At 56.8% G+C, this 15,340-nt stretch carries 12 protein-coding genes; 1 reads left to right on the forward strand and 11 read right to left on the reverse strand.

Annotated elements, in window-relative coordinates:
- Position 1 precedes the first annotated feature (1 nt).
- The 11 genes from CLV44_RS13020 to CLV44_RS13070 all read right to left on the reverse strand — a co-directional run bounded on the left by CLV44_RS13020 (position 2) and on the right by CLV44_RS13070 (position 14,451).
- Positions 2-271, reverse strand: a complete 270-nt coding sequence (locus CLV44_RS13020) for a K+/H+ antiporter subunit F (protein ID WP_106592551.1) — start codon at positions 269-271, stop codon at positions 2-4.
- Positions 265-759: a Na+/H+ antiporter subunit E gene (locus CLV44_RS13025; protein WP_106592552.1), complete on the reverse strand. Its 495-nt coding sequence runs from the start codon at positions 757-759 to the stop codon at positions 265-267. The genes CLV44_RS13020 and CLV44_RS13025 overlap by 7 nt, the downstream gene beginning before the upstream one ends.
- Positions 756-2,267 carry a monovalent cation/H+ antiporter subunit D gene (locus tag CLV44_RS13030; RefSeq protein WP_106592553.1) on the reverse strand — a complete coding sequence of 504 codons (1,512 nt, stop codon included), beginning with the start codon at positions 2,265-2,267 and terminating at the stop codon, positions 756-758. Before CLV44_RS13030 ends, CLV44_RS13025 begins: the two co-directional genes overlap by 4 nt.
- The gene (locus CLV44_RS13035; protein ID WP_106592554.1) at positions 2,264-2,629 is read right to left on the reverse strand and encodes a Na+/H+ antiporter subunit C; all 366 of its coding nucleotides are present in this window, start codon (positions 2,627-2,629) and stop codon (positions 2,264-2,266) included. The genes CLV44_RS13030 and CLV44_RS13035 overlap by 4 nt, the downstream gene beginning before the upstream one ends.
- Complete coding sequence (locus CLV44_RS13040) at positions 2,629-5,424, reverse strand: monovalent cation/H+ antiporter subunit A (RefSeq protein ID WP_106592555.1); 2,796 nt, start codon at positions 5,422-5,424, stop codon at positions 2,629-2,631. Before CLV44_RS13040 ends, CLV44_RS13035 begins: the two co-directional genes overlap by 1 nt.
- A gap of 172 nt (positions 5,425-5,596) precedes the next feature.
- Positions 5,597-9,667: a hybrid sensor histidine kinase/response regulator gene (locus CLV44_RS13045; protein ID WP_245912690.1), complete on the reverse strand. Its 4,071-nt coding sequence runs from the start codon at positions 9,665-9,667 to the stop codon at positions 5,597-5,599.
- Between the two features lie 3 nt (positions 9,668-9,670).
- Complete coding sequence (locus CLV44_RS13050) at positions 9,671-11,482, reverse strand: methyl-accepting chemotaxis protein (protein WP_106592556.1); 1,812 nt, start codon at positions 11,480-11,482, stop codon at positions 9,671-9,673.
- Between the two features lie 34 nt (positions 11,483-11,516).
- Positions 11,517-12,053 (reverse strand): chemotaxis protein CheW, encoded by a 537-nt coding sequence (locus tag CLV44_RS13055; RefSeq protein ID WP_170069346.1) that lies wholly within the window; start codon positions 12,051-12,053, stop codon positions 11,517-11,519.
- Positions 12,054-12,068: 15 nt separating this feature from the next.
- Positions 12,069-12,434 carry a response regulator gene (locus tag CLV44_RS13060; protein ID WP_106592558.1) on the reverse strand — a complete coding sequence of 122 codons (366 nt, stop codon included), beginning with the start codon at positions 12,432-12,434 and terminating at the stop codon, positions 12,069-12,071.
- A gap of 39 nt (positions 12,435-12,473) precedes the next feature.
- A complete protein-coding gene (locus CLV44_RS17550) occupies positions 12,474-13,538 on the reverse strand; it encodes a response regulator (RefSeq protein WP_245912691.1) in 1,065 nt (354 codons plus the stop codon).
- Positions 13,539-13,974: 436 nt separating this feature from the next.
- Positions 13,975-14,451, reverse strand: coding sequence for a hypothetical protein (locus tag CLV44_RS13070; protein ID WP_106592559.1), 477 nt, complete (start codon positions 14,449-14,451; stop codon positions 13,975-13,977).
- A 533-nt stretch (positions 14,452-14,984) separates the two neighbouring features.
- Between CLV44_RS13070 and CLV44_RS13075 the strand changes: the two genes are divergently transcribed.
- On the forward strand, positions 14,985-15,340 hold a 356-nt coding region (locus tag CLV44_RS13075; RefSeq protein ID WP_146140007.1), incomplete at its 3' end, for an IS110 family transposase.

The raw sequence follows: 15,340 nt of genomic DNA on the forward strand, positions 1-15,340 counted from the left end.
CCTATTCAATGATATCGCCGCGCAGCAGGTATTTGCACAGGGCAACGGTGCTGACAAAGCCCAGCATGGCGATCAGCAGCGCGGATTCGAAATAGAGTGCCGTACGCATGTGCATGCCGTAGAGCAGGATCAGCGCAATGCTGTTGATGTACATGGTGTCCAGCGCAAGGATGCGATCAGACAGGTCCGGGCCTCTGAGCAGACGCCACAGGTTGAGTATCAGTGCCAGACAGAGTACGCCACTGACGAAGATGATGGCCGTGTTCAGCATGCGAAGATCTCCTTCAGCGGGGCTTCGTAACGTGACTTGACGGTGTCGATCAGCGCCTGCTCATCGGTCAGGTGCAGGGCATGAACATAGAGCCAGCGACGATCATCAGACAGCTCGGCACTCACCGTTCCCGGTGTCAGCGAAACGGTGCTGGCCAGGAGTGTAATCGGCAACTCGGATTCGATATCCAGCGGGATGGCGACAAAGCCGGGCTGCAGTTTGCGCATCGGCCCGAGGACCAGCACGGCAACTTCGATATTGGCGACCACAATATCGCCCAGTACGCGCAACATGTACCGCAGCGCGAGCAGCGGACGGTGTACGCGCGGCTGTGGCGTTTGCAGCGGGGCGCACAGCAACGGAATGGTGAAGGCCAGAAACGTTCCCAGTACCAGATGGCCCGGAGAGACCGTGTTGTTCAGCAACAGCCAGACAACCAGCAGCAACAGACTGTGCAGTGGCATTGGCAGCCAGCGTGAGCGGCTCATGACGGACCTCCCGGCAACAGCAGATGAAGGGATTCAGGCACCTGATGCAACTGTTCGGCGGCAGCCTGAGTGTAGGCGGTCATCGGGCCGCCGAGTACAACCATCAGTGGTGCCGCCACCAGCAACAGAGCAACGGCCGCGATGTGCCAGGCCGATGCTGGTTCTGCCTGGGTCTTGTCGCTGCTGCGTCGCCAGAACAGCGTGGTGCCGCCACGGGACAGCGCAATGATGGTGATCAGACTGCTGAGCAGAATGGCAGGCCAGGCCCAGAGCATCTCGGTGGCGTTCTGTGCGGCTTGCAGCAGCAACACCTTGCCGACAAAGCCGGAAAACGGTGGTATGCCCGCAACCGCCATGGCGGCGACAAAGAACATTACCCCCAGCAATATCGGCTGGCGTACCTTGCGCGAGACCACGAAGCGGTCGGCGGCCTTGCCACGTTGCTGGCCGATCAGATCGGCAATCAGGAACAGGGCGGCACACACCAGCGTGCTGTGTACCAGATAATAGAGCCCGGCCGCAGTGGCCTGTTCGTTTTGCAGTGCGATGGAGACCAGCAGGGTACCGACAGAGACAATGACCAGATTAGCCGTAAGCTCGCGCAAGTTGGGGCTGGCCAAGGCACCGATACTGCCTGCAAGCAGCGTGAGCAGGGCTAGGGGCCAGATCCAGGGCTGCGCCATGAACGCAAGGTCACCGGCACTGGCACCGAAGATTACGGTGTGTACGCGATAGATACTGTAGATGCCAACCTTGGTCATGATCGCAAACAGGGCTGCGACCGGTGCGCTGGCCGCAGCGTAGGTACGGGTCAGCCAGAAATGCAGCGGCAGCATCGCCGCCTTGAGGCCGAAAACCACCAGCAGCAGCAGGCCGCCGGCCTTGGCCAGTGCCTGTTCGGCTTCCGGCAGGGCTGCCACCTTGGTGGACATGTCAGCGATATTGAGCGTGCCCAGAGTGCCATAGAGGATACCCAGGGCGAACAGGAACATGCTGGAGCCGACCAGATTCAATGCCACGTAGTGGAAACCGGCCTGAGTCTTCTGTTTGCCACCACCATGGATCAGCAGTGCATAGGAAGCGATCAACAACACTTCAAAGAATACGAACAGGTTGAAAATGTCACCGGTCAGAAAGGCACCGTTGATGCCCATGACCTGCAACAGCACCAGCGGGTGAAAATAGGCACCGGCGCGGTCATCGCCGGCGCAGGCGTACAGCAGAGATGCAAGCCCCAGTACCGAGGTCAACAGTACCAGCAGCGTAGACAGGCGGTCGGCGACCAGGGCGATGCCGAAGGGCGGCTGCCAGCCACCCAGTACATACAGCTGAATGCCTTCGGCCTGGCTTTGCAGCAACAGGGCCACTGCACTGATCAATGTCAGCGTGGCGACCGTTAACGCCGCCAGGCGCTGGCGCTCGATGCTGTTGCACAGCGGGGGCAACAGCAACAGCAGGCCACCGATCAACGGCAAAAGGATCGGCAGAATGGTGAGGTGTTCGCTCATGCGTGCTCCTTCTTGCGACGCGGTTTTGCCTCTGGTGCCGGCGGCAGACGGCCATCGACGTGGTCATTGCCAAGGTCGGCACGGGCGCGCATGGCCAGAATGACGATGAATGCAGTCATGGCGAAGCCGATCACGATTGCGGTCAATACCAGAGCTTGTGGCAGCGGGTCGGCATAGCTGAACGAAGTTCCCAGAATGGTGGCGCCATCGAACTTGAGGCGGCCACTGGAAAACAGGAACAGGTTGACGGCATAGGACAGCAGTGTGAGACCCATGACGACCGGGAACGTGCGTCCGCGCAAACACAGGAACACGCCCGAGAACGTGAGCAGGCCGACACAGACGGCGTAGACAGCTTCCATTATTCAGACTCCGGCTGAGTAGGACGATGGTTGGTGGTCAGCTTGCCCAGGTTGGCAAGAATCAGCAGCGTGGCACCGACCACCGTGAGGTAAACCCCCAGATCAAACAGCATGGCGCTGGCCAGCTCGAATTTGCCGATCCACGGCAGCTCGAAATAGTCGAACCAGGAGGTCAGGAAGGGCCGGTCAAACGCCCAGCTGCCCAAGCCGGTCAGTGCCGCAATCAGCACCCCGCTGGCGATCAGCCATTGATAGTCGAGCTTCAGTCGTGCCTTGATCCAGTCGACGCCGTGGGCAACATACTGCTGTACCAGTGCTACCGAGGTCACCAGACCGGCGATGAAACCGCCGCCGGGCAGGTTATGGCCGCGCAGGAAGATGTAAACCGACACCAGCAGCGCCAACGGCAGCAGGCTCTGTGAGATCATGGCCAGCATCAGCGGGTGACGGTCACGGGCCCATGGTCGACCGTGTTCGTCACCGGCCGGCATGTACAGGCGCATGCGTGCGATCAGCTTGTAGATACCCAGTGCCGCGATCCCCAGTACCGTGATTTCACCCAGCGTATCGAAGCCACGGAAATCGACCAGAATGACGTTGACCACGTTGGTACCGCCGCCACCGGTCTTGCTGTTGGCGAGGAAAAAGTCGGAGATGCTGTGCAGTGGTCGTGTCATCAACGCGTAGTTGATGGTACCGATGATGCCACCCAGAATCGCAGCGATGCCCATGTCGCGCACGATTCGGCGCGGTGACGATTCCTTGGGGGTTTTCTGCGGCAGGAAGAACAGTGCCAGCATCAACAGGATCACGGTAACCACTTCCACCGACAACTGGGTCAGTGCGAGGTCAGGGGCCGAGAACCGGGCAAAGGTGATGGAGACGATAAGGCCGACCACCGACAGCGTCAGCAGGGCGACCATGCGCTTGCGATGCCAGATCACGGTGGCCAATGCGCTGAGGCAGAGCAATACCGCTGCCGTGATCTCGACACCATTGATCGGCAGGTGCGGACGCAGCCCGGCCGTCGTGTTCAGATCCATCAACGGGCCAGCGGTCAGGGCCAGCGAAAACAGCAACAGAAGCATCATGTAACGCTGCAGGGAGCCGTTCTCAAAGAACTTGTGTACCCGGCTGGCGCCATCCACCAACCACTGTATCAAGCGCTCGAATACCAGCTTGGCATCGGTTTCCGGAAATTGGGCCTGGAACTGATACAGGTGGCGGCGGTTGTAGTAAATGATCAGGCCGCCGGCCATGGCGATGACGCTCATCAGCAGCGGCAGGTTAAAGCCGTGCCAGATCGACAGGCTGTATTCCGGCACGCTGCCGGCCAGTACTGCTGCCGATGCAGCGTCCAGCAGGCCGCCAACAATGTAGGCCGGGAAAATACCCAGCAGCAGACAGAGAGTGACCAGAATCTCCACCGGTATTTTCATGTAACGCGGGGGTTCATGCGGCGTTTTCGGCAGGTCAATGGGCTCGCCGTTGAAAAAGACATCATGGATGAAGCGGGTTGAGTAGGCGACCGCGAACACCCCGGCCAGCGTGGCCAGTACCGGCACCATCCATGACAGGGAGCCCAGGGCAACCTGATGCAGAGTTTCGGCGAAGAACATCTCTTTGGACAGGAAGCCGTTCAGCAATGGCACCCCGGCCATGGAAGCCGCGGCGACCATCGCCAGCGTGGCGGTATGGGGCATGTATTTCCACAACCCGTTGAGTTTGCGCATGTCACGCGAGCCGGACTCATGGTCAATGATGCCGGCGGCCATGAACAGCGAGGCCTTGAAGGTGGCGTGGTTGATGATATGGAAAATGGCGGCGACGGCAGCCAGTTCGGTATCCATGCCCAGCAGCAGGGTGATCAAGCCCAGATGGCTGATGGTCGAGTACGCCAGCAGTCCCTTGAGATCATGTTTGAACAGGGCAATGTAGGCACCCAGCAGCAGCGTGGCCAGACCGGTCAGGCTGACGATCAGGAACCAGAGTTCGGTACCGGACAGCACCGGATAGAAGCGCGCGAGCAGAAAGATACCGGCCTTGACCATGGTTGCCGAGTGCAGGTAGGCACTGACCGGGGTTGGTGCGGCCATGGCGTGCGGCAGCCAGAAATGGAACGGGAACTGGGCCGACTTGGTGAAGGCACCCAGCAGTACCAGCACCAGTGCCACCGGATAGGCGGCGTGGTCGCGCAGCGTATCGCCGCTGGCCAGCACCACGCTGAGGTCATAACTGCCGACAATATCGGCGATCAACAGTAAACCGGCGAGCAGCGCCAGACCGCCGGCACCGGTCACGGTCAACGCCATGCGGGCACCCTTGCGGGCTTCGCTCTTGTGGTTCCAGAAACTGATCAACAGGAACGAGCTGATACTGGTCAGCTCCCAGAACAGCCACAACTGCAGCAGGTTATTGGCGGTGACAATCCCCACCATGGCGGTCATGAACAGAATCAGATAGGCGTAAAAACGTGCCATCGAATCCTGTTGCGACAGGTAATAGCGGGCATACAGAATGACCAGCAGGCCGATGCCGAGGATCAGGATGCAGAACAGCATGGCCAGGCCGTCAAGCCGGAAGGATAATTCCAGCCCCATGGCCGGAATCCAACTGAAGCTCTGCTGCAGGGTTTCACCGGCAAAGATCTGAGGTGTGAAACTCATCACCATGGCCAGTGCGACGGCGGGCAGAATGGCGGTAAACAGGGCGCAGGCACTTCGCCCGAAGCGCTCACTGAGCAGGGGAGCCAGGGTGCCGATTAACGGCAGAAGCGGGATCCAGAATAAGCTCATTAGCGGGTCAGACTCCGGTCAGTCATGGTAGAAAAATGTATTAGGGGTAATGGATATAACCTTACTGGGTTGGACATTTATACCGTTTGGAACCCTGTGAGTCCACCGTTGGTCTGGACACAAAAAAGCCCCGGCACGCCGCGAACGGGGCCGGAGCTGCAGGCGGTGCGGTCTAGAACAGGAGTGACTGCACTCGTTCCAGTACGCCGGCTTCCGTCCAGGGTTTGGTCAGGTACGCTGAAACACCGGCGGCTTCTGCTTCGCCACGGTGTTTCAGCGTTGACCTTGAGGTGATCATGATCACCGGTATCGTATTGAACTGCTTACTGTTCCTGATAATCGCCGCCAGTTCCATGCCGGTCATGCGCGGCATTTCCAGGTCGGTCAGAATCAGCTCGGGCGGATCGGAACGGACCTTGTCCAGAGCATCCAGGCCATCAATGGCAGTGGTCACCTGATAGCCGCTGTCACTGAGCAGCGTGGCCAGAGTCTTGCGTGCACTGAGGGAGTCATCAACAACCAATAGATGGGGAAGACGCAGCTCAAAGGCCTGTTCGGACGCTTCCTGGGCCGGGCGCAGAATCGAATTGCGGTCGATGATGCGGGCCTGCAGGTCAACGATCGGTGCGACATCACCGTTGGCCAGGATGGTTACGCCGGGAATACCGGCGATATCCGGCAGGTATTCGCCCAAGGGTTTGAATACCAGTTCCCGGTGGGCCAGTACTTCCCGGACCATGACCGCCGCTTTTTCACCATGATCCAGGTTGACCAGCAACACCGGATGCAGGCGCATGCCGTGATAATCGGCCTTGGGCTCTCCCATCAACGTATCCAGGGCATAGGCCGGGTATTCGCCATCAGCGGTGATAAAGCGGGTGCCGTTGTCGGTCTGTTTAAACTCGCCATCGATGGACAGCAGGCTCTGCTCAACCGTATGGCTGGAAAGGGCATAGACCCGGCCGCCTGCGGAACGGACCAACAGCGCATGTACCAGCAGCGAGGAGGCCGGCATCGACAGTTCGAAACGGCTGCCGGCCCCTGTGGTCGAGTGGATGTTCAGCGTCCCCTGCATGCGGGTGACTTGCTGGTAGACCACGTCCATGCCGATGCCTCGGCCGGATAGCTGGCTGATCTCGTCACGGGTCGAAAACCCCGGTACCAGAATCAGGCGCTGGACCTCACGGTCATTGAGTACGGTGTCGGCGGTGATCAGCCCCTTCTGTTCGGCGATCTCGCGTACGCGGGTCAGGTTAATACCGGCCCCGTCATCTGCGCAGCTGACATAGACCTTGCCGTTACGCTGGCTGAAGCTGATGGTCAGGGTACCGGTTTCGTCCTTGCCGGCTTCGAAGCGCAGGTGCGGCGTTTCCAGGCCATGGTCGACGGCATTACGAATGATGTGCATCAGCGGATCGGCCAGCTGGTTAAGGATCTGGCTGTCCATCAATACATCTTCACCCTCGATTACCAGTCGTGCCTGCTTGCCTGCGGTGCCGCAGGCCTGACGCATAATGCGCTGCATGCGTGAACTGATGGTTTTAACCGCAATCTGGCGAGTATGCAGCACGTTATCCAGTGATTCGTCCTGCAGGTTGCTTTGGCGCACATGCAGTTCAGCCAGATGGCGCAGCTGGTGATCGGTTTCCTGATCCACTTCACGGACGTCGGCAACCGCCTCTTGCAGCTGCGACAGGGTCGTGTGCATGGTGTTGTAGCGGTCCATCTCCAGCGGATCGAAATCACTGTCACTTTCATTCAGGTGAGCGTTGAGGGTGAAGTGATCCTGCAGTTGCTGTTCCAGGTCGAACAGAACTTTCTGTACACCACGTTGGCGTTCACGATTGGAGCGGCTGAGACGGCGCAGCTGCGACAGGGTGTCATCGAGCTGGGCATTGAGTGTGCTGGACTCACCGGCAATACGGAACAGGTTGTCGAGGATGCTGACGGCCACACGAATATGCGCATGTTCCTTGTCGACCTCCGGCTTGTCGGCCGCCGGTGCTGATGCGACGGCCTTGACCGGTGCTGTTGTCGCGACCGGCTGTGGCGGCATCGCCTGATCGGCGTCGTCGAGCACTTCGTCTGCGCACTCAATGCCTTCGGTGCGCAGACGATAGAACCAGTTCATCAACTGCTGCAGCTGATGCAGGGCATTATCCGGGGCGTCAGTCTCCTCGGTGATGCTTTCACTCATCTGTGCCAGGCAGTCCGAGGCTGCGGTCAGTTCCCGTGTCAGCTTGCTGCCGGGGAAGACCTTGGCGTCGGTCAGGACTTCAAGAATATCTTCAAGGTGGTGGGTCAGGTTGGCCAGACCGCGAATACCGGCCATGTTGGCCAGACCCTTGATGGTGTGAGCGGCGCGCTGGGCACTGAGCAGTGCGTCGGCTTCATGGTCGACCAGTACTGCCTGCAGCTGCTGCTGAAACTCCTCGACCAACACCGGCAATTCGTCATACAGCATTTCCATCAGCTGTGGATCGATCTCGCTGCTGACCTGCAGGGCGACTTCGTCGGCGGTAGCGGTTTCGCATTCGATGTCGTCCGGTGACTGGATACTGGCCAATGCCATAAGCCCGGACAGAAACGCGGCCTGTTGCGGTTCGGCATGGATCGGCAGGCGGTCATCACTGAAGGCATCGATCAGGTCTTCACGGAGACCCTTGTCGGCCAGTGCGCCCAGGTGCAGATGTATAGCCTGCAGGCAGGTCGCAATCTGTTCACGCTGAGGGTTCTGGAACTGACCGGGGTGCTGCTGGAAGTGGCTCAGGTTGTAGCCTAGTCCGGTCAGCAGCAGGTGCAACCCGGTCAGATTGACTGTGCTGCAGGCGCGGGCCAGAGGGGTCAGAGCGTCCAGACTGGCTTCGAGCAGGGTGTCGTTGGCATCTGTTGTTTGCCATTGTTCCTGAAGTGCCTGCAACGATCCGGTGAGCATGCCCAGAATGCCGGGATCGACGGACGGTCCGGCCTGCTCAAGCGCAGCCATGTCGATTTCACAGAACGGAACGAGAGGTGTGTCGATAACCGCGTCTGCCACTGGAGTGGCTGCAATGGGCTCAGGTGACGGATCGATAGCCGGTGACGGTGCCGCGAACATTTCGTCCAGCAGGGCACGTTGGTCTTCAAGATCCTCGGCTTCCAGGGGCTCGGGCCATTCGGGCGAGGCCAACAGGTCGATAACCGCCGTGGCACTGTCGTGGGAGCGGGTTTCAATGAGGTCATGCAGCACCGGCTTGATGCGGCTGATCGGAGGCTGATCAAGGCTGTCGCAGCTGTCGATCAGCTCGCTGGCCAATACCACCAGATCACCGAGCAATGGGTTGTCGGCCTCGGTTAAGGGTTCGCTCAACAGGTTCAGCAGCTCGGCCAGAGCAGCGGGTGAGTCGGCAGTATCCAGCAGCGATGCGGTGTGCTCTTCTTCCGGTACTGGTGTTGACACGGCGGACTGGTCATCAGCGTCATCGTGCTCTGTTGCGTCGCCGAACACTTCGTCCAGCAGTGCGCGCTGGTCTTCGAGGTCGTCTGCGTCCATGGGCTCGGGCCATTCAGGCGCAGCGAGCAGGTCGATGACGGCCTCGGCGGTGGCACGTTCGGGGGCATGAATCAGTGCCTGCAGCAGGGGGGTGGCACGGGCAATAAGCGGGTGATCCAAATCGTCACAGCTACTGATCAGCTCGGCCGCCAGCGCGACCAGGTCCGCCGGTAACGGGTTTTCTGCCTCGGTCAGAGGCTCGGCCAGCGTTTGCAGCGCTTCCGCCAGTGCGTCGGGTGTTTCTGCGCACTGTATCGCCGACTGGGGGGCTTCTTCCAACATCGTGTCGGGGTCTTCATCGGTCAACTGTTGCCAGTCCTCCAGCAACAGTTCCGGCAGAGCGTCGAGATCATCTTCGTCCAAAGGTGCCTGCCAGAGCGGTGAAGCCAAGGCGGCAAGCTGGGACGTCAGCGTGTCGGTTGCCGTTGCCGGGGTCGCCCCGTTGGTGGGCAGCAGCGTGAGCAATGATTGCACCAACTGTTGTTGCGCCGGTGACAGTGGTGCTGTTTGCTCTTCCGATTCGATGATCTCTGCCAGCATCGCCATCAAGTCGGCACTGCCGGACAAGCCTGCATCAAGGCAGCTGTCCGCCAGTGCCTGCAGATTTTCAGCCAGCCACTCAGGCTTACAGTCGGTCGTGCCATCCAGCGTCAGCTTGAGCGCGGAAAGCTGCTCCTGTGCATCGCTCCATTGCGCCATATCGGTCGTCACGCGTTACTCCGAATGCTGCTGCAGTTTAAATACGCTGATGGAGCGCTGCAGTTCGCCGGCGGCACCCACCAGTCGCTCAGAGAGCTGTTTCTGTTGCAGCATTTCGGTGTTGGTAGCTTGGGTAAATTCGTTGATGCTGCCGGCACGCTGGCGCAGGTTCTGGGCCAGCTTGGCCTGACCAGTGGCGTTTTGGGCAATACGTACGACGGATTCAACCAGTGACTGGGTGGTGGCGCGGGTTTCTTCCATACGTTCACCGGCCTGTTCGGCCAGGCGTGTACCGGCGACTACGTCTTCGATTACCGTGTTGATGACGTGAATGGTGTCGGCGGTTTCCAGCTGAATGTTGTTAACCAGACTCTCGATCTCGGAGGTTGCTTCACGGGAGTTTTCCGCCAGACGCTGTACTTCATCTACCACCACCATCAAGCCACGACCGGCTTCACCGGCAGAGGCGGCGTGCATGCTCGCGTTCAATGACAGGATGTGAGTACGTTCGGAAATGTTGTTGATCAGGTTGATAATACCGCCGATCTCCTGAGAACGTTCACCCAGTCGTTTGATGCGCTTCTCCGCTTCGTGAATGGTCTGGCGGATCTTGTTGATGCTGTCGATGGTGGCCGATACCGATTCCTTGGCGTTTTCGGTGGTGCTGATCGCTTTCTGTGAAGCTCTGTTGGTCACGGCAGCGAGTTTGGCGATCAATTGCATCGCATGGATCGCGGAGTCCAGACCCTCCAGGGTCTCGTTGATCTCTTCCTGTTCCTTGTTGGCTTGCAGGAGTACGGCTTCAGACTGGGTTTTAACCTGAATGGAGGTGCTGTTGACCTCGCTGGAAACGGCGCTGACTTCCCGCAGTACATTCTCGATCGAGTTGGTCAGCTGGTTAATGGAGTCGGCAACGGCACCAGTGATGTCTTCCGCCACGGGAACGCGGACGGTCAGGTCACGCTGACTGATCTTGAATACGCTCTGGATCAATTCGATGATGGAGGCGTTGAGTTTCTTGTTCTCGGCGGCCTGTTTGGCAAGGGCTTCCTCTTTTTCATCCAGCAGGGTATCGAGTACCGTGGCCATCTGTCCCAGTTCGTCTTTACTATCGAGGCGGGTGCGGGCTTCGGTATCACCAGCACGTACGGCATCGACGGTGTCCTGGATTCGCTGTACCGGGTCAAGGACGCCGTATTTGACGATGGCCAGGGCGACTGCCAAAGCAAGGCCCAAGATGACCAGAGATGCAAAGAACAGCTTGATCATTTGAGTCATGGCTACAGTACGTGCTTCGGTGTCCTGGTCGGCATAGACACGGGTCAACAATTGTAAGCTGGCGTTGACGTCACGCAAGTCGGTTAGCAGGTTGTTGAAGGTTTGCTGCATCAGCGCGGCCTGCAGTGTCGGAGCGGTTCCTTGGGTATGAATTTCTTCGATACGTGCTAATTTGTCAGTCAGGCCCAAACTGTCAAGACGTTGGCTGATGTTATGACGGTCTTCATCGCTGCGCAGACGCTGTAGCAGGGCATGCAGACGATTGTTGTAGTTGTTGGCAGCCACAGTGAAATCGTTGATGTGTTGGGTGTTGGGTGACAGTCGGGCTTCGGTTAACGCTTGCTGTGTATCCACCAGCAGAAAGTCGAGTTTGGACATGTCCTCGGCCAGTTGACGGGTTTCGCGGCTGACCGCCTGTGACTGCTCATCGATGACAATGGTTTGGTAGTAAGCGACAGCGATTGCAATGATGCCCGCCACCAAAAGAACACCGGAGATGGCAAACTTGATCCCCATCCGTATGTTCTGCAGTTCCCAGAAAAGAGGCATGTGTAGTTCCTTCCAAACAAAAATGGATGGCTGTTCAGTCTTCAGTGAACAGCGTGGCCGGTTGATAGAATGACTGCTTCAACTTTTTCAGCAGCTCCTGATGGTCGAATTCGTACCAGGTTGCACCCTGCGCGCTGTACTGTGCAGTTAGAAAGGGTTGCAGGACTTTGGGAGCAGCCGAAAGTGCCAAATTTTCATTGAGCCGTTTGGGGTCGATGATAGCCACCGGGAATTCCGACAACAGGAAACCGGCAGTGTGAGACTGTTGCCCCAGCAGGAGTATCCAATACTGAGCACGTAAATCGGTCCTTTCCTGGTGCACGAGGTAAGGCAGGTCATATACCGGTACGGTATTTCCGCGGTGATTGATAAAACCGGCAAACCAGACCGGGCTGTCTGGCAGCGGACAGATCCGCCCCTTGGGTGCCAACTCGGAAAAAGTTCCTGTTGTCAGCAGGAAATGCTGGTCGTCGAGCAAGAAACCGTGTCGAATTTCATCAAATTCCGGCGCTTCGTATTCATTTGAATACACACGAGGTTCAGGCAGCCTGGACAGGCTAAAATCATCCATGACGCGCATTACTCCTCAACTGAATGCCTCGACCTGATCAAGGATCTCCTGACTGCTGTAGGGCTTGGCAATCATTGCACTGGCCCCTTGTAATTGTGCCCATACCCGGTCTGCATCTTCATGTTTGCTGGATACAATAATCACCGGAATGCCCTTGGTGCTGGCGGCGTTGGTGATTTGACGACAGGCAGAGAAACCGTCTACTTCCGGCATGACGATATCCATGAAAATCAAATCCGGTTTTTCTGATTCCGCCAAGAGAATACCCTGCTGGCCGTTGGAACCGATGATGATCTCTGCGCCGGTGGCGTGCAGGATTTCACTCAGGCATTGCTGTTGTACCGGATCATCCTCGACGATCAGAATCTTGTTGACTGCCATGTGTATACATTTCCAGGGTTCGGTTGGTGTTGATTTAGCTTATTTGTTCTTGAATTCGCTGACCCAGCGAGACACGCGCTTGATCACCTTCTGAAATTCGACAGGATTGATCGGCTTGGTCAGGTAAGTGGATGATCCTGCCATTATCCCCTTCACTTCGTCCAGTGGTGATGTTTTCGACGATAGCATAATGATCGGGGTTTTTTTCAGGGCCGGCATCTGTCGCAAACGGGTACAGGTCTCGAAACCATCAATGCCTGGCATCATGATATCGAGAAAAATGAAGTCATAATGATTCTGGCCAGCTTTTTCCAATGCGGTTTCGCCATCATCGGCAAAATCAATATTGACTGGTTGGTCCATCTGCTCAAGCTCTTTAGCCAGCATTTGCTGCATGGGGTGGCTATCGTCTACCACTAAAATTGAATAATGCTGGTCTTGTTGCTGCGCTTCGCGCTCGGCCTGCAGACGGCGCACTTCCTCGATCTGGGCGTCATATTTACTGAAGAGGTTGTCCTTGTCCACCGCTTCAATACTGTCTGCAGTCGTGGCAGCAGCCATGGGCTGTGCCTGCGTAGTATTGGCATTGTCATTGAGCGGGACAATCGGGGCTGAATCGGCCTGTATGGGAGCATCAGAGCTGTGTTCGACGGCTGCCGTCGTTACTGGCACTGCTGCTGGTTCAGCCAGAAGTTCGTCCGCAGCCTGAATGTTGGAAGCCGCAGTGATGACCGGCTCTTCGATTACTGTTGCACGCTCTTCGGTATTGGCGGCTACAGCACGGGCGACGTCTACCGGTTGCAGCGGCTCAAAGGCTTCCAGCGTGCGCAGTACGCGCGAAGAAATGAAAGGCAATTTGATGTGGGGGTGTTCTGCACTCACCGGTTTTTGTTTGTTGACCAGGACCAGGCGTGTGCGGAAGCTGTCCGGTAGTTCAGCAATCTGTGCATGTGCGTCGAGCGAGTCGCCCATCACCAGTAACAGATCTGGCAGGCTGGCAGGATCGAAATCGGCCAGTGCCATGGATCGGCTTTTGGACAGCGTCAGAATTTTGTCCAGCTTCTTCAGTTGATCCTCAGGGAAACCCAGTGTCCCAATCTTCATGCGTCTTCCCTGTGTAGTGAGTCCCGGCAGATTGGGCCGATGGACGAGGGTAGGAATGGATGCATATTCAAGCATATAAATAATGCAGTTCGATTACGTTTTTTAGACGATCTGATGGGGGATGACAATAGTAAAAAGAGATAAATTCCCGTTCGTAATGTGTGTGTATGATTTGAGAGACAGTAACCTTTTTGCGACCAAAACAGATGTTCATTAAACTGTATAATTCAGCCTCTGTTCAGATATTTTAAAGGAAGTATTAAGTGCTTCTGAACAAGGAGTGATTCGGTTGCTGCAGGGTCATATGATAGTGGCGTGTGACCCATATACGGCCAAGGTAGCTTGAGTTTTACTGGTTACGGATGCGGCTAATTTTCCTGAGGCACATCGAATATTTATAGAAAATGATTGTTATGGACATGACCTTACAGCTTTATCAATTCGGACAGTAATAGCCAACCATAGCCTTTGCTTTATCGCTACCGGTTGTACGCAGGTTGTCCATCCAGAATTGGCACTTGGGGTCGGAAAGCTTTTGCATATACTCGGCACGATCTCGACCAGCTTCAAGCTGTGCTTCACGTGCAATGTGCTCCTGCTCCATTCTCAGACGCGATTCTTCCAAACGCTGCTGACGGGCCTGGTTTTGTGCTTCGAGGGTTCTACGGCGCTCTATGGCCGCCTGGCGGGATTGTTCATTCATTCTCTCCATGCTGCCATGCAAGACGTTGGTGGCTGCTTCAAGCGAACGGACGAATCGGTATTCCTGGTATTTCTGGTAACCGAACCAAAGACTAAACAGCACGATGCCGCCAAGGACAACGCCAAGGGTGATCTGTACCCAGAGGGGAGGTGGTGGGTTTGGTTGTGGAGCACGTTCAAAAATAATGCGCTCGCTGGGATCAGCTCTCATAGTACCTCCATGTTCTGCACCGAAGTGGACAGTATATGGACACTTGCGGTACTACGACTCATCCGTAAGCGTGTAAGCTGTTGAAAATATTGGTGGGCCCACCAGGACTTGAACCTGGGACCAATGGATTATGAGTTCTGATATTAAACCATAAATCCTTTAAAATCAAAGAGATGTAAGCGTAATTGAGCGTAATTGAGCGTAAGGGAAAGTAGTTTAGTAACAGTAACTTAGCGTAATTTGGGGGAAGGGAGCCAAGCTGATGAGTGTACCGGGAGTGTACTGCTTTACAATTTGAAGACTTATGTCGTCCTACCTGAAATGCTCTTGTATGGTTAATTCTGTGCCATTTCCGGGTAAATTGGGACCCACCCTCAACGGCCATTGAGGGCCTTCATGCAGCAGCTCGATGTAGCGCCGGCTCCTCTTGCGAGAGACCGATAACAAGTGGGTAGCGCTGCATGACTCTTTAGCGATAACTCGAACAGTCATCGGGGCCCCGAGCCCGTATAGCAAGGCAGAGTCAGCTTATTATGAACATCACCGAAAGCCAAACCGATATAAACGTCGGTGTCGATGTCGGCAAGTCCACACTCGATATCGTACTTCATCCCCTGGATCTCCATTTCTCAGTTCCCAACGATGAAGAGCACATTCGCAAGATCATCCAAGTGCTCAAACATCACAATATCAAACGCATCGTCACCGAAGCGACGGGCCGCTATGAACATGCCTTCGTCTTTGCCTGTGATCAGGCGGAATTACCGGTCGTGGTGGTCAATCCGACCAGTATTCGGCGTTACGCTCAGGCTATCGGCGTACTCGCGAAAACCGACAAGATCGATGCCCGTGTCATTGCCAGCTTTGCCGCCACCATCAAGCCTGAAAT

This window comes from Marinobacterium halophilum, from assembly GCF_003014615.1.
GTDB classification, from domain to species: Bacteria; Pseudomonadota; Gammaproteobacteria; order Pseudomonadales; family Balneatricaceae; genus Marinobacterium; species Marinobacterium halophilum.